At 69.7% G+C, this 22817-nt stretch carries 22 protein-coding genes and 3 pseudogenes; 15 read left to right on the forward strand and 10 right to left on the reverse strand.

The genetic code is table 11. The features are described 5' to 3' along the window. Positions 1 to 6: 6 nt before the first annotated feature. Complete coding sequence (locus BGN98_RS10920; RefSeq protein WP_502687832.1) at positions 7 to 150, reverse strand: hypothetical protein; 144 nt, start codon at positions 148 to 150, stop codon at positions 7 to 9. 106 nt (positions 151 to 256) lie between these two features. After that, the gene (locus BGN98_RS10925; protein WP_036285651.1) at positions 257 to 607 is read right to left on the reverse strand and encodes a DUF488 domain-containing protein; all 351 of its coding nucleotides are present in this window, start codon (positions 605 to 607) and stop codon (positions 257 to 259) included. 125 nt (positions 608 to 732) lie between these two features. Between BGN98_RS10925 and BGN98_RS10930 the strand changes: the two genes are divergently transcribed. From BGN98_RS10930 to BGN98_RS10940, 3 genes are all read left to right on the forward strand, one after another. Then, positions 733 to 1494 carry an SDR family NAD(P)-dependent oxidoreductase gene (locus BGN98_RS10930; RefSeq protein ID WP_036285649.1) on the forward strand — a complete coding sequence of 254 codons (762 nt, stop codon included), beginning with the start codon at positions 733 to 735 and terminating at the stop codon, positions 1492 to 1494. A 145-nt stretch (positions 1495 to 1639) separates the two neighbouring features. Then, complete coding sequence (locus BGN98_RS10935) at positions 1640 to 2413, forward strand: enoyl-CoA hydratase/isomerase family protein (RefSeq protein WP_036285647.1); 774 nt, start codon at positions 1640 to 1642, stop codon at positions 2411 to 2413. Positions 2414 to 2534: 121 nt separating this feature from the next. Then, positions 2535 to 3371, forward strand: coding sequence for an SDR family oxidoreductase (locus BGN98_RS10940; RefSeq protein ID WP_288121402.1), 837 nt, complete (start codon positions 2535 to 2537; stop codon positions 3369 to 3371). A gap of 149 nt (positions 3372 to 3520) precedes the next feature. Here the strand turns inward: BGN98_RS10940 and BGN98_RS10945 are convergent, their stop codons facing one another. The 3 genes and pseudogenes from BGN98_RS10945 to BGN98_RS14770 all read right to left on the reverse strand — a co-directional run. Beyond that, the gene (locus BGN98_RS10945) at positions 3521 to 4384 is read right to left on the reverse strand and encodes a Cof-type HAD-IIB family hydrolase (protein WP_288121403.1); all 864 of its coding nucleotides are present in this window, start codon (positions 4382 to 4384) and stop codon (positions 3521 to 3523) included. A 61-nt stretch (positions 4385 to 4445) separates the two neighbouring features. Next, positions 4446 to 4598 (reverse strand): annotated as a pseudogene (locus tag BGN98_RS10950) (LysE family translocator); the annotation flags it as partial. Positions 4599 to 4664: 66 nt separating this feature from the next. Beyond that, positions 4665 to 4970, reverse strand: a pseudogene (locus BGN98_RS14770) (CAT RNA binding domain-containing protein); the annotation flags it as partial. Here BGN98_RS14770 and BGN98_RS10960 point away from each other — a divergent pair. The 9 genes from BGN98_RS10960 (at position 4954) to BGN98_RS11000 (ending at position 13770) form a co-directional block, all read left to right on the forward strand. Further along, positions 4954 to 6054, forward strand: coding sequence for a LacI family DNA-binding transcriptional regulator (locus BGN98_RS10960; protein ID WP_288121404.1), 1101 nt, complete (start codon positions 4954 to 4956; stop codon positions 6052 to 6054). The pseudogene BGN98_RS14770 and the gene BGN98_RS10960 sit on opposite strands and share 17 nt — an antisense overlap. A 37-nt stretch (positions 6055 to 6091) precedes the next feature. After that, on the forward strand, positions 6092 to 7387 hold the full coding sequence (locus tag BGN98_RS10965) for a sugar ABC transporter substrate-binding protein (RefSeq protein WP_112931954.1): 1296 nt from the start codon (positions 6092 to 6094) through the stop codon (positions 7385 to 7387). A gap of 64 nt (positions 7388 to 7451) precedes the next feature. Beyond that, positions 7452 to 8393 carry a carbohydrate ABC transporter permease gene (locus BGN98_RS10970; protein ID WP_112931953.1) on the forward strand — a complete coding sequence of 314 codons (942 nt, stop codon included), beginning with the start codon at positions 7452 to 7454 and terminating at the stop codon, positions 8391 to 8393. A gap of 3 nt (positions 8394 to 8396) precedes the next feature. Next, a complete protein-coding gene (locus tag BGN98_RS10975; RefSeq protein ID WP_502687833.1) occupies positions 8397 to 9356 on the forward strand; it encodes a carbohydrate ABC transporter permease in 960 nt (319 codons plus the stop codon). A gap of 6 nt (positions 9357 to 9362) precedes the next feature. Further along, positions 9363 to 10364 carry a glycoside hydrolase family protein gene (locus BGN98_RS10980; RefSeq protein ID WP_288121405.1) on the forward strand — a complete coding sequence of 334 codons (1002 nt, stop codon included), beginning with the start codon at positions 9363 to 9365 and terminating at the stop codon, positions 10362 to 10364. Continuing rightward, positions 10361 to 11593 (forward strand): dual-specificity RNA methyltransferase RlmN, encoded by a 1233-nt coding sequence (gene rlmN, locus BGN98_RS10985; RefSeq protein ID WP_288121406.1) that lies wholly within the window; start codon positions 10361 to 10363, stop codon positions 11591 to 11593. The genes BGN98_RS10980 and rlmN overlap by 4 nt, the downstream gene beginning before the upstream one ends. 218 nt (positions 11594 to 11811) lie before the next feature. Next, positions 11812 to 12825, forward strand: a complete 1014-nt coding sequence (locus tag BGN98_RS10990) for an aldo/keto reductase family protein (RefSeq protein WP_288121407.1) — start codon at positions 11812 to 11814, stop codon at positions 12823 to 12825. 31 nt (positions 12826 to 12856) lie between these two features. Beyond that, entirely contained in the window at positions 12857 to 13351 is a 495-nt protein-coding gene (locus BGN98_RS10995) for an NUDIX hydrolase (protein ID WP_288121408.1), read from the forward strand. 56 nt (positions 13352 to 13407) lie between these two features. Further along, positions 13408 to 13770: a VOC family protein gene (locus tag BGN98_RS11000; RefSeq protein WP_005047823.1), complete on the forward strand. Its 363-nt coding sequence runs from the start codon at positions 13408 to 13410 to the stop codon at positions 13768 to 13770. On the opposite strand, the gene BGN98_RS11005 is transcribed toward BGN98_RS11000, so the two are convergent. Continuing rightward, a complete protein-coding gene (locus BGN98_RS11005; RefSeq protein WP_005047822.1) occupies positions 13767 to 14312 on the reverse strand; it encodes a ribonuclease H family protein in 546 nt (181 codons plus the stop codon). The genes BGN98_RS11000 and BGN98_RS11005 overlap by 4 nt on opposite strands. Positions 14313 to 14385: 73 nt before the next feature. On the opposite strand from BGN98_RS11005, the gene BGN98_RS11010 reads away from it, so the two are divergent. The 3 genes and pseudogenes from BGN98_RS11010 to BGN98_RS11020 all read left to right on the forward strand — a co-directional run. After that, a complete protein-coding gene (locus tag BGN98_RS11010) occupies positions 14386 to 14661 on the forward strand; it encodes a GNAT family N-acetyltransferase (protein WP_288121409.1) in 276 nt (91 codons plus the stop codon). Positions 14662 to 14756: 95 nt separating this feature from the next. Beyond that, positions 14757 to 16076 (forward strand): HNH endonuclease signature motif containing protein, encoded by a 1320-nt coding sequence (locus BGN98_RS11015; protein ID WP_288121410.1) that lies wholly within the window; start codon positions 14757 to 14759, stop codon positions 16074 to 16076. Between the two features lie 239 nt (positions 16077 to 16315). Beyond that, positions 16316 to 16711: pseudogene (locus BGN98_RS11020) on the forward strand (MBL fold metallo-hydrolase); the annotation flags it as partial. Between the two features lie 119 nt (positions 16712 to 16830). Here the strand turns inward: BGN98_RS11020 and ppsA are convergent. The 4 genes from ppsA to BGN98_RS11040 all read right to left on the reverse strand — a co-directional run bounded on the left by ppsA (position 16831) and on the right by BGN98_RS11040 (position 22766). Then, positions 16831 to 19218, reverse strand: coding sequence for a phosphoenolpyruvate synthase (gene ppsA, locus BGN98_RS11025; protein WP_288121411.1), 2388 nt, complete (start codon positions 19216 to 19218; stop codon positions 16831 to 16833). A 50-nt stretch (positions 19219 to 19268) separates the two neighbouring features. Next, positions 19269 to 20084 carry a pyruvate, water dikinase regulatory protein gene (locus BGN98_RS11030; RefSeq protein WP_005047812.1) on the reverse strand — a complete coding sequence of 272 codons (816 nt, stop codon included), beginning with the start codon at positions 20082 to 20084 and terminating at the stop codon, positions 19269 to 19271. A 139-nt stretch (positions 20085 to 20223) separates the two neighbouring features. Next, positions 20224 to 21840, reverse strand: coding sequence for an efflux permease Rv1217c-related protein (locus BGN98_RS11035; RefSeq protein ID WP_288121412.1), 1617 nt, complete (start codon positions 21838 to 21840; stop codon positions 20224 to 20226). Further along, the gene (locus BGN98_RS11040) at positions 21837 to 22766 is read right to left on the reverse strand and encodes an ABC transporter ATP-binding protein (protein ID WP_288121413.1); all 930 of its coding nucleotides are present in this window, start codon (positions 22764 to 22766) and stop codon (positions 21837 to 21839) included. Before BGN98_RS11040 ends, BGN98_RS11035 begins: the two co-directional genes overlap by 4 nt. Positions 22767 to 22817: the final 51 nt, after the last annotated feature.

Genomic DNA, 22817 nt, shown 5'->3' on the forward strand with positions numbered 1-22817 from the left:
GCGCCGTCACGTCGCGTTCCAGAGGTCTCGGTAGTACGCGAGACGCTCGCTGTCGGGGGCGATGCCGTACGCGTCGATGAGCGTGCGCTCCCACCCGGGTCCGCAGTTCCGCGTCGTGCTCATCGCGGCGACGGCGATGTCGACATCCACGATCCGCGTCGGGAGGGACCAGTCGAAGGGGCAGTCGTCGACGGGGAGGGCCTCGTGCAGCGCGCGCGGACCCGGGCGGGAACGGCCAGATCCGCGGAGGGGGTGCTCACGCGGCGTCCGTGAGGAGGTGCTGCAGGATGACGGCCTGATTGTGCTGCTCGTCATGGGCGGCGTACAGGAGGGTTGTCGTCGTGTGGTCCGCGACGGTGCGACTCAGCTCGTCGAGCGCCGGCGCGCCGGCGAGCTCGGCGCGGTAGTGGTCGGCGAAATCGGGCCACGGCAGGCCCCCGTGATGGAACGCCGTCCGCAGCGCGTCGGACGGTGCGACGTCCTTCTCCCACAGGTCGATCGCGGCGCGCTCCTTCGACAGCCCGCGCGGCCAGAGCCGGTCGACGAGCACACGGAAGCCGTCGTCGGGTGCTGGCGGTTCGTACACGCGCTTGATCCTCACGTCCATGCGCTCCAGTCAACGCGGTATCGGACGGCGGCGCCACCCCCTCCATGCTGTGGGACTGGGTGTCTGTGCTTTTGGTACTCGATCCCATCGCCTAGGCTGGACGAGGAGTTCGAAGGAGAGCACACATGGACATCAGCGGAGCATCGGCCCTCGTCGCCGGTGGCGCGAGCGGACTCGGGTTCGCGACCGCCCGCCGTCTCGCCGACGCCGGAGCGCACGTCGTCATCGTCGACCTGCCCACATCTCCCGGAGCCGACCGCGCGGCCGAGATCGGGGGCACGTTCGCCCCCGCCGACGTGACCGACCCGGGCCAGGTCGCCGCCGCCGTCGCCACCGCGGGCGAGCACGGCCCCCTCCGCGTCGTCGTCAACTGCGCCGGCATCGCCCCGCCCGCGAAGGTGCTCGACCGCGAGGGGGCGCCCACCGACCTCGCCCACTTCGAGAAGATCGTCCGTGTCAACCTCATCGGCACGTACAACGTCATCTCCCAGGCATCCGCCGCCATCGCGAATACCGAGCCGACCGACGGCGGCGACCGCGGCGTCATCGTCAACACCGCATCCGTCGCCGCGTTCGACGGCCAGATCGGGCAGCCGGCCTACTCGGCATCCAAGGGCGGGGTGCACGCCATGACGTTGCCGATCGCGCGCGAGCTCGCCCGCTACGGCATCCGCGTCTGCACGATCGCCCCCGGCATCATGGAGACCCCGATGCTCGCGGGCCTGCCCGAAGCGGCCCAGCAGAGCCTCGGCCAGCAGGTGCCCTACCCGCAGCGGCTCGGGCGGCCTGACGAGTACGCCTCGCTCGCGCTCGAGATCGTCCGCAACGGCTACCTCAACGGCGAGACCATCCGCCTCGACGGCGCGATCCGTATGGCGCCGAAGTGAGCCCGGCCGGTCGGCCCGCCGCCGCGTACCGTCCTCAGTCTGCGCGACGCGCTGCAGGCAGGGCGGCAGCGGAACCCCGCGGGCGTGGCAGCGTGGCCGCCCCGACCGGACTGAATACAGTACGCCCGACGAAGGAGACCCGCCCATGACCGACTCGATTCTGTACACCCGCGAGGGCGCGCTCGCGCGCGTCACCTTCAACCGTCCCGCCTCGCTCAACGCGATGGGGTTCGAGATGGGACGCCGCTGGCGCGATATCGCCCACGAGATCACGTCCGACGACACCGTCGGGGCGGTGCTGATGGATGCCGCGGGCCCGGCCTTCTGCGCGGGCGGCGACGTTATCGAGATGTCGACCTCGGGGGCCTCGGGCGCCGATGTGACGGAGATGGCGGGCATCATCCACGACGGCATCCGCACGTTCGTCGAAGCCGACAAGCCCGTCGTCGCCGCGGTGCAGGGCGCCGTTGCCGGGGGCGGCCTGGGCCTCATGCTCACGGCCGACTACATCGTCGCGGGGCCCCGCGCCAAGTTCGTCAGCCGGTACGCGAACATCGGTCTGAGCCCCGACCTCGGCGTCTCGACGCTGCTGCCCGCGGCGATCGGGCAGACCCGGGCGCTGCGACTCCTGCTGCAGGACGAGACGGTCGATGCCGAGACCGCGCTCGACTGGGGGCTCGTGACCGAGCTCTCCGCCGACCCCGCCGCCCGCGCGGGCGAGGTCGCGTCGTTCTGGCTCGAGAACGCGACGGCGGCGTTCGGGCAGGCCAAGCGCCTCATCCGGGCGGGTGCGCGCCGCGCCTTCGCCGACAACCTCTCCGACGAGGCGCAGACGATCGGCGCGCGATTCGACACCCCCGACGCGGCCGCGCGCGTGGCCGCGTTCGCCCAGACATCCCGCAAGAGCTCACAGACCTGACCGCCGCATGTCCCAGAAACGGTCGAGATCGGATGCCTGAAACGACCTCTTCTGGGACGACACCCGCCCCGAGTGGGACACGGACAACGCACGCCCCGAGTGGGACACGAAGGAGACAGACATGGCTGACGCAAGCCTCGCCGGAAAGACCATCCTCATGTCCGGCGGCAGCCGCGGCATCGGCCTCGCCATCGCACTGCGGGCCGCGCGCGACGGCGCCAACGTCGCCCTCATGGCCAAGACCGACACTCCGCACCCCAAGCTCGACGGCACCGTGCACAGCGCCGCGGCCGAGATCGAGGCGGCCGGTGGGCGGGCACTGCCGATCGTCGGCGACGTGCGCAACGACGATGACATCACCGCGGCGGTGCTGAAGACCCACGGCGAGTTCGGGGGCATCGACATCGTCGTGAACAACGCCTCGGTGATCGATCTGTCGGGCTCGCTCGAGCTCGCCGCGAAGAAGTACGACCTCATGCAGGACGTCAACGTCCGCGGCACGTTCATGCTCAGCCGTGCGGCCGTGCCGATCCTGAAGGATGCCGAGAACCCGCACATCCTGTCGCTGTCGCCGCCCCTGAACATCACGCCGCGCTGGCTGGGTGCGCACACCGGCTACACCCTCGCCAAGTACGGGATGACGATGGCGACGCTGGGGATGGCGGCGGAGTTCGCGAAGGACGGCATCGCCGCCAATACCCTGTGGCCCGAGACGACGATCGCCACGGCCGCCGTGCAGTTCGCCCTCGGCGGCGACCGGATGATGAAGGTCAGCCGCACTCCCGAGGTCTACGCCGACGCGGCGTACGAAGTGCTCACCCGTCCGGCGCGGGAGTACACGGGCCAGACGCTCATCGTGGAACAGGTGCTGCGCGACGCGGGCGTCACCGACTTCGCGAAGTACGCCGCGACGCCGGGGACACCCGACCACGAGCTGTTCCCCGACATCTTCCTCTGAGCCCTGCGTTTCGACTCGTCGTTGCGCTCCTCTGCGTTTCGACTCGTCGCTGCGCTCCTCTGCGTTTCGACTCGTCGCTGCGCTCCTCGCTCAACGACCGGAGGTGTGACACCGGTCGTTGAGCGAGCGGAGCGAGTCGAAACGCGGTGTCAGATCAGGCCGAGGCGCGTCAGGGCGTTGCTGACGCCGTCCTCCAGCACGCCGGTGGTGACGAGGTCGGTCATCGCCTGCAGTTCGGGATCGGCACCGCCCATCGCGACCGACGTGCCGACGACCTGGAACATCTCGACGTCGTTCCAGCTGTCGCCGATGCCGATGGCGTCGGCGGCATCCATCCCGAGCACCGCGAGCACCTCGGTGATCGCCGCGCCCTTGTTGACCCCCTGCTGGCAGATCTCGCCGTTCGAGCCGCCGGGCAGCGGGATGGAACCGGGGATCACATGGAACTGCGGTCCCAGCTCGTCGGCGGCGCGGGTGAGCGTGTCGCTGGCCGTGCTGAGGAAGGTGGCCTTGGCCACGGCATCGAGGTCGACCTCATCGAGCGGACGGTAGTGGTTGAGGAGGGCGACGTCCTCCGAGGCGGCGGCCGCTGCGCGTTCGTCGACCGGGGGGTGGGTTCGCACGAAGCGGCGGGCGTGATCGAGCACGCCGGGGCTGACGTAGACGGTGCCGTCGGTCTGCAGGAAGTAGTGCGCACCGTGCTCTTCGAAGTACGCGATCATCCGGTCGACGAGGGGGCGCGGCATGAGGTGCGCGACGATCTGCTCGTCGCCGCGGACGGCGAAGGCGCCGCCGTTGGTGATGGCGCCGTCGACGGGGATGGCGCGCACCTTCGGGTTGATGTCACCGGCCGAGCGACCCGTGCACAGGTACACCAGGTGACCGTTCGCGCGCGAGGCGGCGATCGCGACCGGCGTCGAGGCCGACATCTGGGCCCCGTGTTCGAGGATCGTCCCGTCGATGTCGATGAAGATGATGCGGCGGCGGGACGGGGTTATCGACGAGGAGCTCACGGCATCCATTCTCCCCGGTGCGCCTGAACGTCCGGTGTCGCGACCGTCGCCGGCCCGAACCTCAGTGCTTCGGCCCGGCGACGAGCAGGATGCCGCCGAGCCCGATCATCATTCCGCCGCCGGTCGCGGTCAGCCGCTCGATGCGCTTCGGTGAGCGCGCGAACCACGCGCGCGCCGCCGCGGCGGCGAGCACCCACATCGAATCGGATACGACGATCGGGTACGGCACGTCGGTCAGCAGGCGCCGTTCGCGCTCGCCGTCGGCGCCGTTGTCGAGGATGAACGTCTTCTCGACCTTGGCCGGATCGAGGACGTCATCGGGTTTGAGTCCGAACGCGAGGCCGCGTCCCATGAGAACCCGCTCGCGCCCCGACTCGTCGATGGCGATCACGACGTTGTTGTTGAGCACCTTGTGCACCGGGACGGCGTGCGACGCGGGGGTGCGCCGAGCGGATGCCGCGGCGTCGGGGGTGCTCATGCTGAGAAGTCTAGAAGTGCTTGACGAACGGCCTGCGGTCGTCAATAATCGCTCCTGACAATAAATCGATTTATCACGAGGAAGTGATGACATGGCTCGGGTGCGCATCTCCGATGTGGCGGCGGCGGCCGGAGTGTCGGTCACGACGGTCTCGCTCGTGCTCAACGATGTCGAGTCGCGTATCTCCCAAGAGACCCGCGACCGCGTGCGTGCGGCGGCCACCGCGGTCGGATACGCGCCCAGCGCACTTGCGCGCGGGCTTCGCCGGCAGCGCACGAAGACGGTGGGTTTGATCTCCGACCAGATTGCGACGACACCCTTCGCGGGGCGCATGCTCGCCGGCGCTCAGGACGTCGCCCGGGCCAACGAGCACCTCGTCTTCCTCGTCGACACCGGTTCGGACACGGAGGTCGAGGAGACCGCCATCCGTGCGCTCACCGCGCAGCAGGTGGACGCGCTGATCTACGCCGCGATGTGGCATCGGGTCGTCTCGGCCGACGTCAGCCTGCCCGCGGGTACCGTGCTGCTCGACTGCCGGCCGGCGGATGGCGTCGTCGGCTTTCCCAGCGTCGTCCCCGACGATCGCGAGGGCGGGGCGGCGGCGACGCGGGAACTCGTCGCCGCCGGTCACACGCGCATCGCCTACATCGACACGGCCGAGGACGCCACCCGGCCTCTCGCCGCCGACCTCCGTCTTCAGGGCTACCGCGCGGTGCTCGCCGAGGCCGGCATCGCGATCGACGAGCGGCTGCACGTGCACGGGGAGACCTCGCACCGCGGCGGTCGCGAGGCCGCCGACCGTCTTCTCGATCTGCCCGAGCATCATCGCCCCACAGCGATCTTCTGCTTCAACGACCGCATGGCGACCGGTGCGTACACCGCGATCCACGCGCGCGCACTGCAGATCCCGGGAGACATCTCGATCATCGGCTACGACGACCAGCAGTTCATCGCCGCCGAACAAGACCCTCCCTTGACCACGATCGCCCTGCCCCATTACGAGATGGGCCGCTGGGCGATGGAGGTTGCACTCGGCATCCGTGAGGGGGGAGTGGATGCCGTCCACCAGATGGAGTGTCCCGTCATTCGACGAGACTCCGTGGGTCCGCCGCCGGCGCACGTCGCCAAACAGAACCGGCGACGGACCTCACAACACACCGAGCGGTCGCTTTCGGCGACCCCCGACCGGTGACCGGCGCGCGCGTCGGTCACGAGACAAGGAAATCACAATGAAGCGCACATCCGTGTCGTTCCTCGCTGCGGCGGGGCTCGTCGGTGTGTTGGCGCTGACCGGCTGTGGACAAGCCGGCACGGGCGACAGCACGACCGCGGACGGTCGTACCAAGCTGACGATGTGGACGCATTCGGCCGGAAACCCCGCCGAATTGGCGGTCTATCAGCAGATCATCTCGGACTTCAACGCGTCGCAGGACAAGTACGAAGTGGTCGAGGAGTCCTTCCCCCAGGGCGCGTACAACGACGCCGTCGTCGCGGCCGCGGCATCCGGGGACCTTCCCTGCCTGCTCGACCTCGACGGGCCGATCATGCCCAACTGGGCGTGGGCCGGCTACCTGCAGCCGCTGGGCATCGACACGAAGATCACCGATGCGCTTCTGCCGACCGCCGTCGGAAAGTGGGACGGACAGATCTATTCCGCCGGCTACTGGGATGCCGCGCTGTCGATCTTCGCTCGGAAGTCGGTGCTGGAGAAGAACGGCATCCGCATCCCGACGGTCGACAAGCCGTGGACGAAGGACGAGTTCGGCGCGGTCTTGGCGACGTTGAAGGCCGCCGGCTACGACACCCCGATCGACATCGGCGCCGAGGACAAGGGCGAGTGGTGGCCCTACGCGTACTCGCCGTTCCTGCAGAGCTTCGGCGGCGATCTCATCGACCGCTCCACCATGCTCACCGCCGACGGCGCGCTCAACGGCAGCGACGCGGTGGCGTGGGGTACGTGGTTCCAGAACCTGTTCAAGGACGGCTACGCCAACGCGAACGGCACGGTCGGCAACCAGGAGTTCGTCGACAACAAGGTGGCTCTCAGCTACACGGGCGTGTGGAACGCGCTCGCGTCGGTCGACGCCGTCGGCGACGACCTCGCGATCCTGCCTCCGCCGGACCTCGGCACCGGCCCGAAGATCGGCGGCGGATCCTGGCAGTGGGCCATCTCCAAGGGATGCAACGACGCCGACGGCGCGCGCAAGTACCTCGAGTTCAGCTTCCAGGACAAGTACATCACCCAGTTCGCCGACCAGCAGATCGTCATTCCCGCGACCGACTCCGCCGCGCAGGCGTCGAAGTACTTCAACGACAAGGGCGTCCTGCGTCCGTTCGTCGAGCTCTCGCAGAAGTTCGCCGTTCTGCGCCCGGAGACGCCGGCCTATGCCGTCATCTCGACCACGTTCGAGACTGCGGCGAAAGACATCATGAACGGCGCCGACGTCAAGAGCTCGCTCGACCAGGCCGTGAGCGAGATCGACGCCAACATCTCGTCCAACGACGGGTACGGCTTCAAGAAGTGAGCCTGAGCGGGTGGGGCGCTCACACGTCCCACCCGCTCCGCTCGACGACCTCGAAAGAGTCACCATGACTGTCACCCCTGCCACGGCCGTGGCCGAGAAGCCGCGGCGCGCCCTGAGCCGCTTCCGCTCCATCCGCGGACGCGAGACGTGGGCCGGCCTGGCGATGATCGCCCCGGCCGGCATCCTCCTCGTCCTGTTCCTCGTCATCCCCGTGCTGCTCGCGTTCGGGCTCTCGTTCACGAACGCACGCCTCATCTCGCCGAACCCGCCGCGCTTCGTCGGCCTGGACAACTTCGCTCGTGCATTCGGCGCCGACCCGATGTTCCTGCAGTCGGCCTGGAACACCTTCCTGTTCGCGCTCGTCGTGGTGCCGGTGCAGGCCGGTCTCGGCCTGCTGCTGGCGGTGCTGGTCAACCGCCGGATGCGGGGGGTCACCGCGTTCCGCGTGATCTTCTTCATCCCCGTCGTGACCTCGATCGTCGTCGTGTCGATCCTCTGGAAGTTCATGTACCAGAAGGACGGGCTCATCAACTCGTTCATCGACACGCTCACCTTCGGCGCATGGCAGAGCGTGGACTGGCTGAACAATCCGGCGACCGCACTGCCCGCGATCATCGTGCTGTCGATCTGGCAGGCGGTCGGCTTCCACATGATCATCTGGCTCTCGGGGCTGCAGACGATTCCCGAGGAGCTCTACGAGGCCGCGAAGATGGACGGCGCGAGCCCCTGGCGCCAGTTCACGAGCGTCACCTGGCCGGGCCTGCGTCCCACCATGGTCTTCGTCCTCGTCACGATCACGATCGCCGCGCTCGGACTGTTCGTGCAGGTGGACGTCATGACGCAGGGCGGGCCGACCGGCTCGACCTCCACGATCGTCTACCACGCCGTGCGCAAGGGCTACCAGCAGCAGGAGATCGGATACGCCGCGGCGATCTCGCTGATCTTCTTCGTCGCGGTACTGATCATCGCGCTCATCCAGCGCCGGCTCACGCGAGACAAGGACTGAGTCATGACCGCCACTGTCACCCCCGCCCCGGCTCCGGCGTCCGCCCCGGCATCCGCGCCGCGCCCCGTGGGCAAAGACGCGAGCGAGCGCCGTCGTCGGCGCATCGGGAAGATCCTCATGTACGTCGTGATGAGCGGCTTCGGCGTGCTCTTCCTCTTCCCGCTCGTCTTCATGTTCGTCTCGAGCCTCAAGCCCGACGCGCAGATCCTGCGCGACGTCAACTCACCGGCGGCCTTCCTCCCCGTCGGCGACATCAGCCTCGACAACTACTTCGGCGTCTTCGACCGCGTTCCCGTCGCCCAGTTCATGTTCAACTCGGTGCTGGTCACTGTGCTGACCGTGGGACTGGGGCTCATCGTCAACTCGATGGCCGGCTTCGCCCTGTCGCGACTGAGGTGGAAGGGGCGCCTCGTCGTGATGGCGCTGATCATCGCGACCCTCATCGTGCCGTTCGAGACGATCGCCGTGCCGATGGTCTACTGGGTGTCCCACCTGCCGACTCTGGTGATGGAAGGCGGCGTGCTGAAGTACGACTTCGGCTGGCTGAACACCTACCAGGTGCAGATCGTGCCGTTCATCGCCAACGCGTTCTCGATCTTCCTGTTCGCGCAGTACTTCTCGACGATCCCGGCCTCGCTCGATGAGGCGGCGCGCATCGACGGCGCCAGCTGGTTCACCGTCTACCGCCGCATCATCGTGCCGCTGTCGGGGCCGGCGTTCGCGACCGTCGCGATCCTCACGTTCCTTCCCGCGTGGAACCAGTACCTGTGGCCGCTCATGGTGGTGCAGAAGGAGGGCCTGCGGCCCGTGATGGTCGGGATGCAGTACTTCTTCCAACTGAACACGGCGTGGGGAGAGGTCATGGCGTACACCTCGCTGATCACGCTCCCCGTCCTCATCGTGTTCCTCGTCTTCCAGCGCGCGTTCGTCAGCAGCATCGCGGCCAGCGGAGTGAAGGGCTAAGCGCACATGTTCGACCTCTCCTCCTCCTGGGTCTGGGACTACTGGTTCGCCGACGACGGTGAGACCTACCACCTCTTCTTCCTCTATGCCTCGCGCGCCCTGCACGACCCGGACGCGCGCCACTACCGGGCCTCGGTCGGCCACGCCGTGTCCGACGACCTCATCACGTGGACGCCGGTCGCCGACGCCATCGTCCGCGGCGAGGCGGGCAGCTTCGACGACCTCGCGACCTGGACCGGCTCGACCGTCCGCGGCGGCGACGGGCTCTGGTACCTCTTCTACACCGGGTCGTCGCTGGCTCCCGATGGCAAGAACGTCCAGCGGATCGGCTGTGCGACCTCGCCCGACCTCATGGTGTGGACGAAGGTGCCGGGGCCGCTGCTGTCGGCATCCGGCCCCTGGTACGAGACGCTCGCTGACGGTGACTGGCACGACGAGGCGTTCCGCGACCCCTGGGTATTCGCCGACCCCGATGGCGACGGCTGGCACATGCTGGTGACCGCCCGTGCCCCCGAGGGTCCGGCCTTCGGCCGCGGCGTCATCGGCCACGCCTGGTCGCCCGACCTGAAGACGTGGGAGCAGCGACCGCCGCTGTCGGCGCCCAGCGAGCGGGGCTTCGGGCAGCTCGAGGTCATGCAGGTCGAGGTCGTCGACGGGCGGCCCGTGCTGCTGTTCTCCTGCCTGGCGGAGCACGCGATGCCGGCCCGCGCCGCCGAACGCGGCGGCACGTGGGCGGTTCCCGCGGCGAGCGTGCTCGGGCCGTTCGAGGTCGAGGAGGCCTACCCCCTCACCGACGCGAGCCTCTACGTCGGGCGGCTGCTCCGACGGCGCGACGACGGCCAGTGGCTGCTGTTCGCTTTCCGCAACCTCGACGAGCACGGTGTGTTCGTGGGCGGCATCACCGACCCGCTTCCCATCGGCTGGGTCGATGGTCGCCTCACCGTGCGGGAATCGACGATCCGTCCGCCCGCCGCTCATCCAGGTGGCGTCGGTACCCTGGAGTCATGACCGAGCCCAGCCCCGTGCGCACCACCCGTCCCCGTCAGGTGCGCCCGCGCGCGGAAGGCTGGACCCAGCGGCTCGACACCGACGGCAAGCCCCTGCTGCAGTTCGCCGCACCCAAACGGGGGATGCCGCCCGTGCACCTGGCCGACCTGACGCCCGAGCAGCGCGTCGAGCGGGTGAAGGAGCTGGGGCTGCCGGGGTTCCGGGCCAAGCAGGTCGAGAAGCACTACTTCCAGCACTACACGTCCGACCCCGCCGCGATGACGGATCTGCCGGCATCCGGACGGGAGGAGCTGGTCGCGGGCCTGCTGCCGCATCTGCTCACCGAGGTGCGACGGCTGGAGACCGATCGCGGCGACACGATCAAGTTCCTCTGGAAGCTGCACGACGGCGCCCTCGTCGAGTCGGTGCTCATGCGTTACCCCGGCCGCATCACGCTGTGCGTGTCGAGCCAGGCCGGCTGCGGCATGAATTGCCCGTTCTGCGCGACCGGCCAGGCGGGGCTCACCCGCAACATGTCGGCTGCGGAGATCATCGAGCAGGTCGTCCGTGCCAACGCGGCGATCCGCGCCGGTGAGCTGGGCCCCGCCGAGCACGCCCACGAGCGCATCACGAACATCGTGTTCATGGGGATGGGGGAGCCTCTCGCCAACTACAACCGGGTGATGCAGGCCGTCCGCACGATGGTCGACAAGGACCACGGGCTCGGGATGAGCGCGCGCGGCGTCACGGTGTCGACCGTGGGCCTCGTGCCGGCGATCAACAAACTCGCCGCCGAGGACATCCCGGTGACCTTCGCGCTGTCCCTCCACGCTCCCGACGATCAGCTTCGCGACGAGATGATCCCGATCAACTCGCGCTGGAAGGTCGACGAGGCGCTGGATGCCGCGCGCGGCTACTTCGAGAAGACCGGCCGCCGCGTGTCGATCGAGTACGCCCTGATCAAGGACATGAACGACCACGCGTGGCGCGCCGATCTGCTCGCGACGAAGCTCAACGAGCGCGGCCGCGGCTGGGTGCACGTGAACCCGATTCCGCTGAACCCGACGCCCGGGTCGGTGTGGACGGCCTCCGAGAAGGAGGTGCAGCGCGAGTTCGTGCGCCGCCTCAACGAAGCCGGCATTCCGACGACCCTCCGCGACACCCGCGGCAAGGAGATCGACGGCGCGTGCGGCCAGCTCGTCGCCACCGAGGAAGATCGTGCCGTCGCGGCATCCGTTCCCGTCGACTGAACCGGCGGGCCGCGCCGCGCGCGCTGCCCTCGCGCTGCCCGAACTGCAAGGCCGACTGCCCGACACCCCGGTGCGGGGTGGCCAGTGGCGGCGTGTCGCCCGGCATCCCTTGCAGTTCGGTTCGAGGGGGATGGCGCCCACGCCGGCGGCGGATGCCGAGACCGCACCATCCTGTCAAGCCTGACCCCGCCCATAGGCGGCGGCAGTAGCGTGGAGGAATGGTCAACTATCGCTATCTCGGCAACAGCGGCTTCAAGGTTTCGGAGATCACCTACGGCAACTGGGTGACCCACGCCTCCCAGGTGGAGAACGACGCCGCCATCGCCACCGTGCACAAGGCACTCGATCTCGGCATCACGTCGTTCGATACCGCGGATGCCTACGCCAACACCGCCGCGGAGGTCGTGTTGGCCGACGCACTGAAGGGCCTCGAACGCACCGACTACGAGGTCTTCACCAAGGTCTACTGGCCCATCGGCAAGAAGGGACCGAACGACCAGGGTCTCTCGCGCAAGCACATCTTCGACGGCATCCACGGGTCGCTGCGCCGCCTGAACGTCGACTACGTCGACCTGTACCAGGCGCACCGCTACGACTACGAGACCCCGCTCGAAGAGACGATGCAGGCCTTCGCCGACATCGTGCGCCAGGGCAAGGCCCTCTACATCGGCGTCAGCGAGTGGACGGCCGAGCAGCTGCGCGAGGGCGCCGCACTTGCCAAGGAGCTGAACTTCCAACTCGTGAGCAACCAGCCGCAGTACTCGGCGCTCTGGCGCGTCATCGAGGGCAAGGTCGTACCGACCTCCGAGGAGCTCGGCATCTCGCAGATCGTCTGGTCGCCGATGGCGCAGGGCGTGCTCAGCGGCAAGTACCTGCCCGGTCAGCCCGTTCCCGAGGGTTCGCGGGCGACCGACGAGAAGAGCGGGGCGAACTTCATCAAGCGCTTCCTGCAGGACGACACGCTCGCCGCCGTGCAGAAGCTCAAGCCGATCGCCGAGCAGGCGGGCCTCACCATGCCGCAGCTGGCGATCGCGTGGGTGCTGCAGAACCCGAACGTCTCGGCGGCGCTCGTGGGCGCCTCGCGCCCCGAGCAGCTCGAGGACTCGGTCAAGGCGTCCGGAGTCGTCCTCGATGCCGAGGTGATGTCGGCGATCGATGAGGCCCTCGCCCCCGCCGCGGTCACCGACCCCGACGAGACCTACACGGTCTCGCCCGCCTCGCGTCCGCTCTGAGCGCTCTCACGATGAGAGACGTCGTCTGACGATGGTCACGACGAGCGCCGGCATCCTGCTGTACCGGACCGATCCGGACGGCACGGTGTCGGCGCTCGTCGCACATATGGGCGGTCCGTTCTGGGCGCGCAAGGACGAGGGGGCCTGGTCGATCCCCAAGGGCGAGTTCGATCCGCAGGTGGAGGCGGCGAGGGATGCCGCCGCGCGCGAGTTCCGCGAAGAGCTCGGTGTCGCCCCTCCCGATGTGCCGTACGTCGAGCTCGGCACCTTCGCGTACTCTTCGGGGGCGAAGTCCGTCACGGTGTTCTGTGGCGACGGCACGGGATTCCTCGCCTCCGATGTCGACCGCGCCGCGCTCGTGTTCGGCGCGTTCGAGATGGAGTGGCCGCCGCGGTCGGGACGCCGTCAGAGCTTTCCCGAGATCGACCGCGTGGCCTGGATGCCGCTCGCAGAAGCCCGCCCCCGACTGGTCGCCGGGCAGCGGCCGGCGCTGGACGCGTGTGAACGGTTGATGCGCAAGATGTGACCCTCTTGCGGGCGCACCCCCGGTGGCGAAGACTGTGCGCGACGAAGGGGGCCCTCATGGCACACGGCGACATCACGCACATCGACATCCCGGTCGCGGACTTGGCGACGGCGGCGGCGTTCTACTCCGAGCTGTTCGGCTGGCAGATCGCGGAGCCGCCCGGCTTCGAGGGCTACCCGATGTGGTCGGCCCCCAACGGCATCAGCGGCGGCGGACTCGCCCCGCGCAGCGAGGGGTTCACCCAGCCGCGTTCGTACGTCGAGGTCGATTCGATCGACGACACCATTGCCAAGGCCCAGGCCGCCGGGGCGACGGTCGCCATGGGCAAGCAGCCGATCACGGCGAAGAGCTGGTGGGCAGTGATCGTCGACCCCGACGGCAACCACATCGGCTTGTTCGAGGGGACGACCCAGGACTAGCGCTTCTTCTTCGGCGCCGCGGAGACGTCGAGCTGAGGGTGCAGGCCGCCCAACGACGACCACGCACTCGCGGTTCCCTTCGCGGCGTGCTCGGCGCCGCGGACGGCGCGTTCGTCGGCCCATTCGTTCAGGACGTGTCCGCGGTGCCCGCGGACGTGCTCGAGCACGACGTCGGGAAGACCGGCCGCTCGCCGCGCGTCGCGAGCGGCGATGAGCTGTTCGAGCAGGTCGCGGTTCTTGGTGGGTGCTCCGGTGGAGGTCTTCCAGCCGCGTCGGCAGTGGGCATCCATCCACGAGGAGTATGTGTCGATCGCGTATTTCGAGTCGGCCTGCACGATCAGGTGCGCGAGGTCGGCATGGTCCTCGATCGCCTTCAGCAGCCCCATGAGCTCCCCGATGTTGTTGGTGCCCACCGGGATCGCGCCCGCCGCCCAGTGCCCGTCCTGGCCGACCCACGCCCAGCCGGTCGGTCCCGGATTGCCCTTGCAGGCGCCGTCGGTGGCCACGGTGTAGGTGTCGGTCGGATCGGTCGCGGAAGTCACCGTTCGACGGTACTCGATGGGGCAGGCGGCGGATGCCGCGGGTGCGTCCTGGCTCCTCTCGTATGCTGACGACATGACCGCCGTGCGCGTGACGACAGAGCTGGACGAGATCGACCTGGACCTCGTGCACCGCTGGCTCTCCGAGGAGGCGTATTGGGCGCTCGGGCGCAGCCGTGAGCTCGTCGAACGCGCCGCTCGGGCGTCGGTGAACGTGGGGGCGTTGGATGCCGAGGGCAGGCTGGTCGGCTACGCGCGCGTCGTGACCGACCGGGCCACGTTCGCCTGGGTCTGCGACGTGTTCGTCACGCCGTCCGCGCGCGGCGGCCGCTGCCGAATCCCGAATGGCTGATGGTTCTGGGGGACTGATTTTCCGCGCCGGACTGCCGTTTTCGGCGGCTCACCGGCGAGCGGGGAATGTCGGGGGTTGCCGGTAGCGTCGGGGTTATGAAGGTCGTCGACGGAGGTTCTTCCCCGGGTGTCCCGGGTCGGTGGGATGCCGTCGAGGACGAGGTGTTTCCGTGTGATCCGGGGTGGGTTGCGCCCGATGCGGTGGACCTGGTCTGTGATGCGGATGCGATGGTCGCGGTGTTCGCCGCGGAACGCTATCGACGGGTCGCCGCGTACCGGCGAGAAGCTCTCGCAGACGCTGCTGGTCGCGGTCGGGGTCTGGTCGAGGTCGTGGAGCGGGCGATCCGCCTGGAACTCGCGGCAGCCTTACGGGTCACGGAGCATGCCGCGGGGGTGCTGCTCACGCAGGCGCAAGCCCTGGAGACCCGGTACCCGGCGGTGTTGGACGCCCTGGGGGCGGCGCGGGTGACGGAACGGCACGTGCACGTGTTGATCGAACTTCTCGACCCCCTCACCCCGGCCGAGCGGGAAGCGGTCTACCCGCGGGCGTTGGTGCTGGCGGAGGCGGAACCGGTCGGCACGTTCCGTCGGCGGGTGCGGGCGCTGATCGATCAGGTCCGCACCGAACCCCTCCCTGAACGCCACGAACGGGCGCTGCAGGATCGGCGCGTGTTCGTGGAACCCGCCGACGACGGCATGGCCTGGCTGACCGCGTACCTGCCCGCGGTGGAGGCGCACGCCATCCGGGGACGGCTCACCGCGATCGCGAAGGCGGTGACCGACGCTGGCGGCGATGATCGCACGCTGGATCAGGCGCGCGCCGACGTGCTCTGCGACCTGCTGATCGACGGCACCTGCACCGGCCACCCGGACGCTGCCCGCGGCATCCGCGCGACTGCGGTCGTGACCGTCCCGGCGCTGGCTCTTCTCGACCCGCCGGTCGACGGTGATGACACCCTGCCCACGGATCTCGGGTTTGCGGTGGTGGATGGTGTCGGGCCGATCCCGGTCGACAAAGCCCGGGAGTTGTGTGGTGGGGCGGAGGGGTGGATGCGGATCCTCACCCACCCCGACACCGGCGCGGTCCTCTCCGTCGGACGCGAACGCTACCGACCACCCCCGGCTCTGCAGAAACTCGCCCGCTGGCGCGCCGCCCGCTGCATGGCCCCCGGCTGCGCGATACCCGCCGAACGGTGCGACCTCGACCACACCCTCGCCTGGGAACACGGCGGCCACACCACCCTCACCAACCTCGCACCCCTGTGCCGCGGACACCACACCCTCAAACACCACGGCGGCTGGCGCGTGCACCACCTCACCAACCCCACCCACAACGGCGCCCTCGAATGGATCTCCCCCTACGGACGCCGGTACGTGGTCGCGCCCGAACGAACCCTCCCCGTCTTCACCCGCTGACACGTGCTCGGCTCCGGCGGAGGCCGTGAGCCGAGAGAGACTGGGAGGATGACCTCACCGCGCTCCGTGCTCACTCTCGTCGGCGGTCCCACGGCGATCATCGAGTACGCCGGCATCCGCGTCCTCACGGATCCGACGTTCGACGAGCCGGGTGACTACCCGTCGGGATCGGTGGCACTCCACAAGCTCACCGGCCCGGCCCGGCCCGGACGGCCGACGAGGTCGGCGCGATCGACGTCGTGCTGCTCTCACACGACCAGCATCCCGACAACCTGGATGCCGCGGGTCGCGCGTTCCTGTCTCGCGCCGCAACCGTGCTCTCCACGCCCGCGGCGGCCTCGCGCATCGGGGGCATCCACGGCCTCGCGTCGTGGCAGTGCCACACCGTCGGCGGTGTCGAGATCATCGCCGTCCCCGCTCTCCACGGTCCGGCCGGCGCCGAGGAGCTTTCCGGCCCGGTGACGGGCTTCATCCTGCGCGCCGAGGGCGAGCCGGTCGTCTACGTCTCCGGCGACAATGCCGACAGCGCGCTCGTCGCCGAGATCGTCGAACGCATCGGCACGATCGACATCGCCGTCCTGTTCACCGGCGCCGCCAACGTCCGGCGGTTCGGCGACAGCGACCTCACCCTCAACGCCCGCACCGCCGTCGAGGCGGCACGGGCGTTGGGGGAGGCGATCATCGTTCCCGTGCATGCCGAGGGATGGCACCACTTCACCGAGACGATCGACCGCCTCGAACGTGAGTTCGGTGATCACCCCACGCCGGGCGCCTCGACGGCGGCCGTCTTCGACAGGCGCAGCCACGTCTCCACGACCGTGTCGGGGTTGAGCGAGACGGACTCGATCCCCTCCGCGACGAGCCATTCGGCGAGGTCGGGATGATCCGACGGGCCCTGTCCGCAGATGCCGACGTACTTCCCTGCCGCACGGCACGCGCTGATCGCCATCGACAGCAGGCGCAGCACGGCCGGATCGCGCTCATCGAACGTAGAGGCCACGAGCGCCGAATCGCGATCGAGCCCCAGCGTCAGCTGGGTCATGTCGTTCGAGCCGATCGAGAAGCCGTCGAAGAACTCCAGGAACCGATCCGCCAGCAGCGCGTTGGAGGGCAACTCGCACATCATGATGACCTTCAGGTCGTTCTCGCCTCGGCGCATGCCGTTCTCGGCCAGCAGCTCCACGACCGCGTGGCCCTCACCGACGGTGCGGACGAACGGCACCATGACCTGTACGTTCGTGAATCCCATCTCGTCGCGCACGAACCGCAGCGCCTCGCACTCCATGTCGAAGCAGGCGCGGAAGTCGGGCGAGATGTACCGTGACGCGCCGCGGTAGCCGAGCATCGGGTTCTCCTCGTGCGGCTCGTACAGCTCACCACCGACGAGGTTCGCGTACTCGTTCGACTTGAAATCGCTGAGCCGCACGATCACCGGCTCGGGCCAGAACGCCGCCGCGATCATCGACACCCCCTCCGCGACGCGCCGCACGAAGTAGTCGCGCGGCGCGTCGTAGGCGGCGGTCGCGTCGGCCACGCGGGCGCGCAGCTCGCCGTCCAGCGCGTCGAACTCCAGCAGCGCTCGCGGATGGATGCCGATCTGTCGATTGATGATGAACTCCAGCCGCGCCAGCCCGACACCGCGGTGAGGCAGCCGTGAGAACGAGAAGGCCTGATCGGGCGTGCCGACGTTCATCATGATCTTCACCGGCGCCTCCGGCATGGAATCCAGCCGGGTCACCTCCTCCTCGAACGGAAGGATGCCGCGGTACACGAACCCCGTGTCGCCCTCCGCGCACGAGACGGTGACCTCCTCTCCGTCCACGAGCGCGGCGGTGGCATCGCCCGTGCCGACGACGGCGGGAATGCCGAGCTCGCGCGCGATGATCGCGGCGTGGCACGTGCGACCGCCGCGATTGGTGACGATCGCGCTCGCGCGCTTCATGATCGGCTCCCAGTCGGGATCGGTCATGTCGGCGATGAGCACCTCACCCGGCTGGAAGTCGGCCATCTGGTCGAGACTGCGCAGCACTCGCACCGGTCCCGCGCCGATGCGCTGACCGATCGCCCGCCCGGCCGTCACGACCTCACCGCGCGCGTCCAGCACGAAGCGGCGGATGACCCCGGCCTCCACCCGCGAGACGACCGTCTCGGGCCGGGCCTGCAGGATGTAGAGCCGACCATCGATGCCGTCCTTGCCCCACTCGATGTCCATCGGCCGGCCGTAGTGCTCCTCGATGATCAGCGCCTGGCGTGCGAGCTCGACCAGGTCGGCGTCGTCGATCGAGAACCGTCGGCGCTCGGATGCCGGGACATCCTCGAACCTGGTCGACGCTCCCGCTTCGCGGGCATCGGTGTAGCGCATCGCGATGGCCTTCTCGCCGACCGAGCGCTTCAGCACCGCCGGGCGCCCTGCGCGCAGGGCCACCTTCGAGACGTAGAACTCGTCGGGGTTGACCGCTCCCTGCACGACGGCCTCGCCCAGTCCGTACGAACTCGTGATGAACACGGCGTTCTCGAATCCCGACTCGGTGTCGACGGTGAACATGACGCCCGCCGCGCCCACGTCGGAGCGCACCATCTTCTGGATGCCGGCCGACAAGGCCACCTCGTCGTGGTCGAACCCGTGGTGGGCGCGGTACGCGATGGCGCGGTCGTTGTACAGCGACGCGAACACCGAGCGGATCGCGGCGAGCACGTTGTCGATGCCCGCGACGTTGAGGAAGGTCTCCTGCTGGCCGGCGAAGGAGGCGTCGGGGAGGTCTTCCGCGGTCGCCGAGGAGCGCACGGCGAAGGAGGCACCGGGGTGCTCCGCCGTCAGACGCTCGTACGCCGTCCGGATCGACGACTCCAGCGCGGGCGGGAACGGCTGCTCCTCGATCCACGCGCGGATCTGCGTCCCGGCGTGCGTCAGCGCGGCGACGTCCTCCACGTCGATCTCGGCGATGGCGGCGGCGATCCGCTCCCGCAGGCCGCCCTCCGCGAGGAACCCGCGGTACGCGTCCGCGGTCGTGGCGAACCCGCCGGGCACGCTCACCCCGAGGGAGGAGAGGTGGGAGACCATCTCGCCGAGCGAGGCGTTCTTCCCGCCCACGGAGGGGAGGTCGGCCATGCCGAGCTGATCGAACCAGAGGATGCTGCTCATGTGTCGTGCCTTCCTGTCGGGCGGGGGTGCCGGGTGCGGGTGCGGAGGTGTCAGGTGCGGAGTTTGAGGGATTGCATGATCACCGCCGACATCTCCTCGACGCTCTTGGTCGATGAGTTCACGAACGGGATGTGCGTGCGCCGGTAGAGGTCCTCGGCACGGCGCAGCTCGAGCGTGCACTGGGCGAGGCTCGCGTAGGTCGAGTCGGGCCGCCGCTCGTGCCGCACCTGGCTGAGACGCAGCGGCGTCGTCGTGAGCCCGAAGCACCGGGCCGCGTACGGCGCGATCGCGCGGGGCAGGCCGTCGGTGGGGAAGTCATCGTCGGTGAGGGGGTAGTTCGCCACCAGCAGTCCGTACTGCAGCGCGAGGTACATCGTGGTCGGCGTCTTGCCGCACCGGGAGGGGGCGACGATCAGCACGTCCGCCTGGTCGAGGGCGCGAATGCTCTGACCGTCGTCGTGCTCGATGGCGTACTCGACCGCGCGCATCCGGGCGAAGTACTGCTCGGTGTCGCCGACCGTGTGGAACGAGCCGAGCTGCTCGGATGCCGTGGTGCCCAACGCCGCCTCGAGCTCTGTGAGGTGCCCGTTGAGCAGATCGATGTGGGTCGCGCGCGCCTCGCCGAGCACCTGCGCGACGGCCGGTGAGCGCACGGTGTGGAAGACGATCGGCTCCTTCCCGGCATCCGCCGCGCGGTCGATCTCGCGAGCGACGGCCGCGGCGCCCTCCGCCGAGTCGACGAACGGCACGGTGTGGTGGCGGAACGAGACGCCCGGGAAGTTGACCAGGAGGGCGCGCCCCAGGGTCTCCGCGGTGATCCCCGTCGAATCGGAGACGAAGTAGGCGGCACGGGGCGTCGTGGTCACGCGGGCTCCTCGTCGTCTCGGGGCGGCGGGTCGATCGATCGACCGGATTCTCCGAGGCTACGAAAGATGCGGCATCCCTCTGTGCTCCAAAGCGCGAAAGATCAGGCTTTCTTTACGCTTGGGGAGGAAATCCGGGGTCTCAGGCGACGAGCTCCCGACGATGCATGCCGCCGAGCGCCGCGGCGACTCCGACGGCGGCGACGACGAGGAGAGGGACGATGCCGCGCGGGTCGACGCCTTCGCCGGTCGGCACGGGGCCCGAGGCGAACGGCGAGGCGTTGACGACGGCCGTGCTCAGGCCGAAGAGAGGACCGAACAGCGCGATGACCGCGGCGATCGCCACGAGCGCCCACGCGAGCGCGATCGCCGTGCGGGGAAGCGCCACCACCAGCACGGCAGCCCACGCGGCGAACAGGCACGCCGGCACGATCTGTCCGGCACCGGCCACGGCGGCGGCGCGGATCAGGTCGGCATCGGTGCCGCCCGAGAGCGCTCCGGCCGCCGCCCCCGCGATCCCCGCCGCGATCGTGAGCACCGCGCATGCCGCCGCGACGACGACGTGGTCGGCGAGCCATCGCGTGCGGGTCAGTCCGCCGCCGAGCACGAGCTCCGCCGTCCCCTGCGTCTCGTCCTGACGCGCCCGCAGGACCGTCTGCGTCGCGGCGCAGGCCGCGAAGATGCCGAGCATGACGAAGAAGACGACGATGAGTCCGCGCGAGAGGTCCGCGGACGTCCCGCTCAGCGCCTGCAGGAGGGAGGTCACGGCCGGGTTGCCCTCTCCGATCCGGCTCGCGACGCCCGCGAGCGACGTCGACAGGATGCCGACGAGCAGCCCCGCCACGATCCACCCGATGCCCGCGGCGCGGCTCTGGCGGACGGTCAGCGCGAGATGCGTCGCGAACCCGGGTCGTGCCGCGGCGCGTCCGGTGCGCGGGGGAACGAACGAGGCGCCCAGGTCGCGGCGGGCGTGCAGGAGCGCGGCGCCGCCGAGCAGGACGAGCGTTGCGAGCACCGACGCCGCCAGCGGCCACGCGTCGTCCGTGTCGAAGGGGCGCGTGTTCTCCGCCCAGCCGAACGGCGAGAACCACGCGAGCGCGGAGCTCGTCATCCGGGTGAGGTCGGCGCTCGGCGTCCCGAGCGCATTCCCGGTGCCGGCAAGGGCGAACGTGCCGACCACGAGCCAGACGGCCAGCGCATTCGCGGCACGCGAGGTGGGCATGAGCTCGGCGGACACCAGCCCCACGCCGAGGAAGACCGTGCCCGCGAGTGTGCAGCCCGCCGCGATCAGCGCGGCCCCCACGGGTGGCGCGCCGCTGGCGACGAAGATCACGGCGACCACCGCGCCGGCCACGATCGATGCCCCGACGCCGTGCAGCGCGGTGGCGACCAGGGGTGCCGTGCGTCCCGCCGCGGTCGCCGACACCAGCTCGAGGCGGCCGTCCTCCTCGTCTCCGCGGGTGTGGCGCACCGCGAGGAACGAGCACATGAGCGCGACGAGCAGCAGCAACCACGGCAGCAGAAGGAATGCCACCATCTGCGCCTCTCCCGCGCCCGACGGCAACCCGCGGAACAGGAGCACGACGGGGTTCGCCATGACGGTTCCCAGCAGGGCGACGCGTTCCTGTTCGTCACCGTACGAGCTGCGCACGCCCGGGTAGCCGGCCACCGCCAGCGCGGCCAGTCCCGCCAGCCAGACGGCGAGCGAGACGGCATCCCGCCGCGCGCGCTGGCGCAGGAGGAGTCCGATCGTCCTCATCGCCGCGTTCCCTCGCCCGGGGCGTCGGACGCCCCGTAGTGGCGCAGGAACAGCTCCTCCAGGGAGGGCGGTGCGACGCGCAGTCCTTCCACGCCGAGCTCCGCGAGCCGCGGCAGCGCGACTGCGACGGCATCGCTGGCGAGCGTGAGCGAGATCCGGCCCTCGTCCTCCCGCACACCCTCGGCTCCGGGCACCGTCGCCGCCGCGGCGGAGGTCGCGCGCGCGGATGCCGCGAACGACACCTCGGTGCGGGTGAGATGGCGCATCTCGGCGAGAGAGCCCGTGTCGACGATGCGCCCGGCCCGTACGATCGACACCCGGTCGCAGAGCAGTTCCACCTCGGACAGGATGTGGCTGGACAGCAGGACCGTGGCACCGGCATCCCGGACGCGTGCGACCTCCTGGCGGAACACCACCTCCATGAGCGGATCGAGACCGCTCGTGGGCTCGTCGAGGACGTAGAGCTCGGCGGGGACCGCGAAGGCGGCGATGAGCGCGACCTTCTGCCGGTTGCCCTTCGAGTAGGCGCGTCCCTTCGTGCGGGTGTCGAGCTGGAAGGCGTCGCAGAGCCGACGGCGAGCGGTGTCGTAGGCGGGTCCCGTGCCGCCGCCGCGCATCCGGTACACGAGGTCGATGGCCTCGCCACCGGAGATGTTCGGCCAGAGACTCACGTCGCCGGGCACGGATGCCAGCCGGCGGTGCAGGCGCGCCGCGTCGGTCCAGGGGTCGGATCCGAACACGGTCGCCGTGCCCGAGGTGGGACGTGCGAGGCCGAGGAGGATGCGGATCGTGGTCGACTTGCCCGCGCCGTTGGGGCCGAGGAAGCCGTGCACCTGGCCCGCCTCGACGACGAGGTCGAGCCCGTCGAGGGCGTGCACGCGGCCGTAGTGCTTCGTGAGGGCGTCCGTGCGGATGACGGCGGTCATGCGCCGGATGCTACGCCGAGGGCGGGTGCCGCGGTAGATGCGACACCCGCC

The sequence above is a fragment of the Microbacterium sp. 69-7 genome (assembly GCF_001897985.1).
GTDB lineage: Bacteria > Actinomycetota > Actinomycetes > Actinomycetales > Microbacteriaceae > Microbacterium > Microbacterium laevaniformans.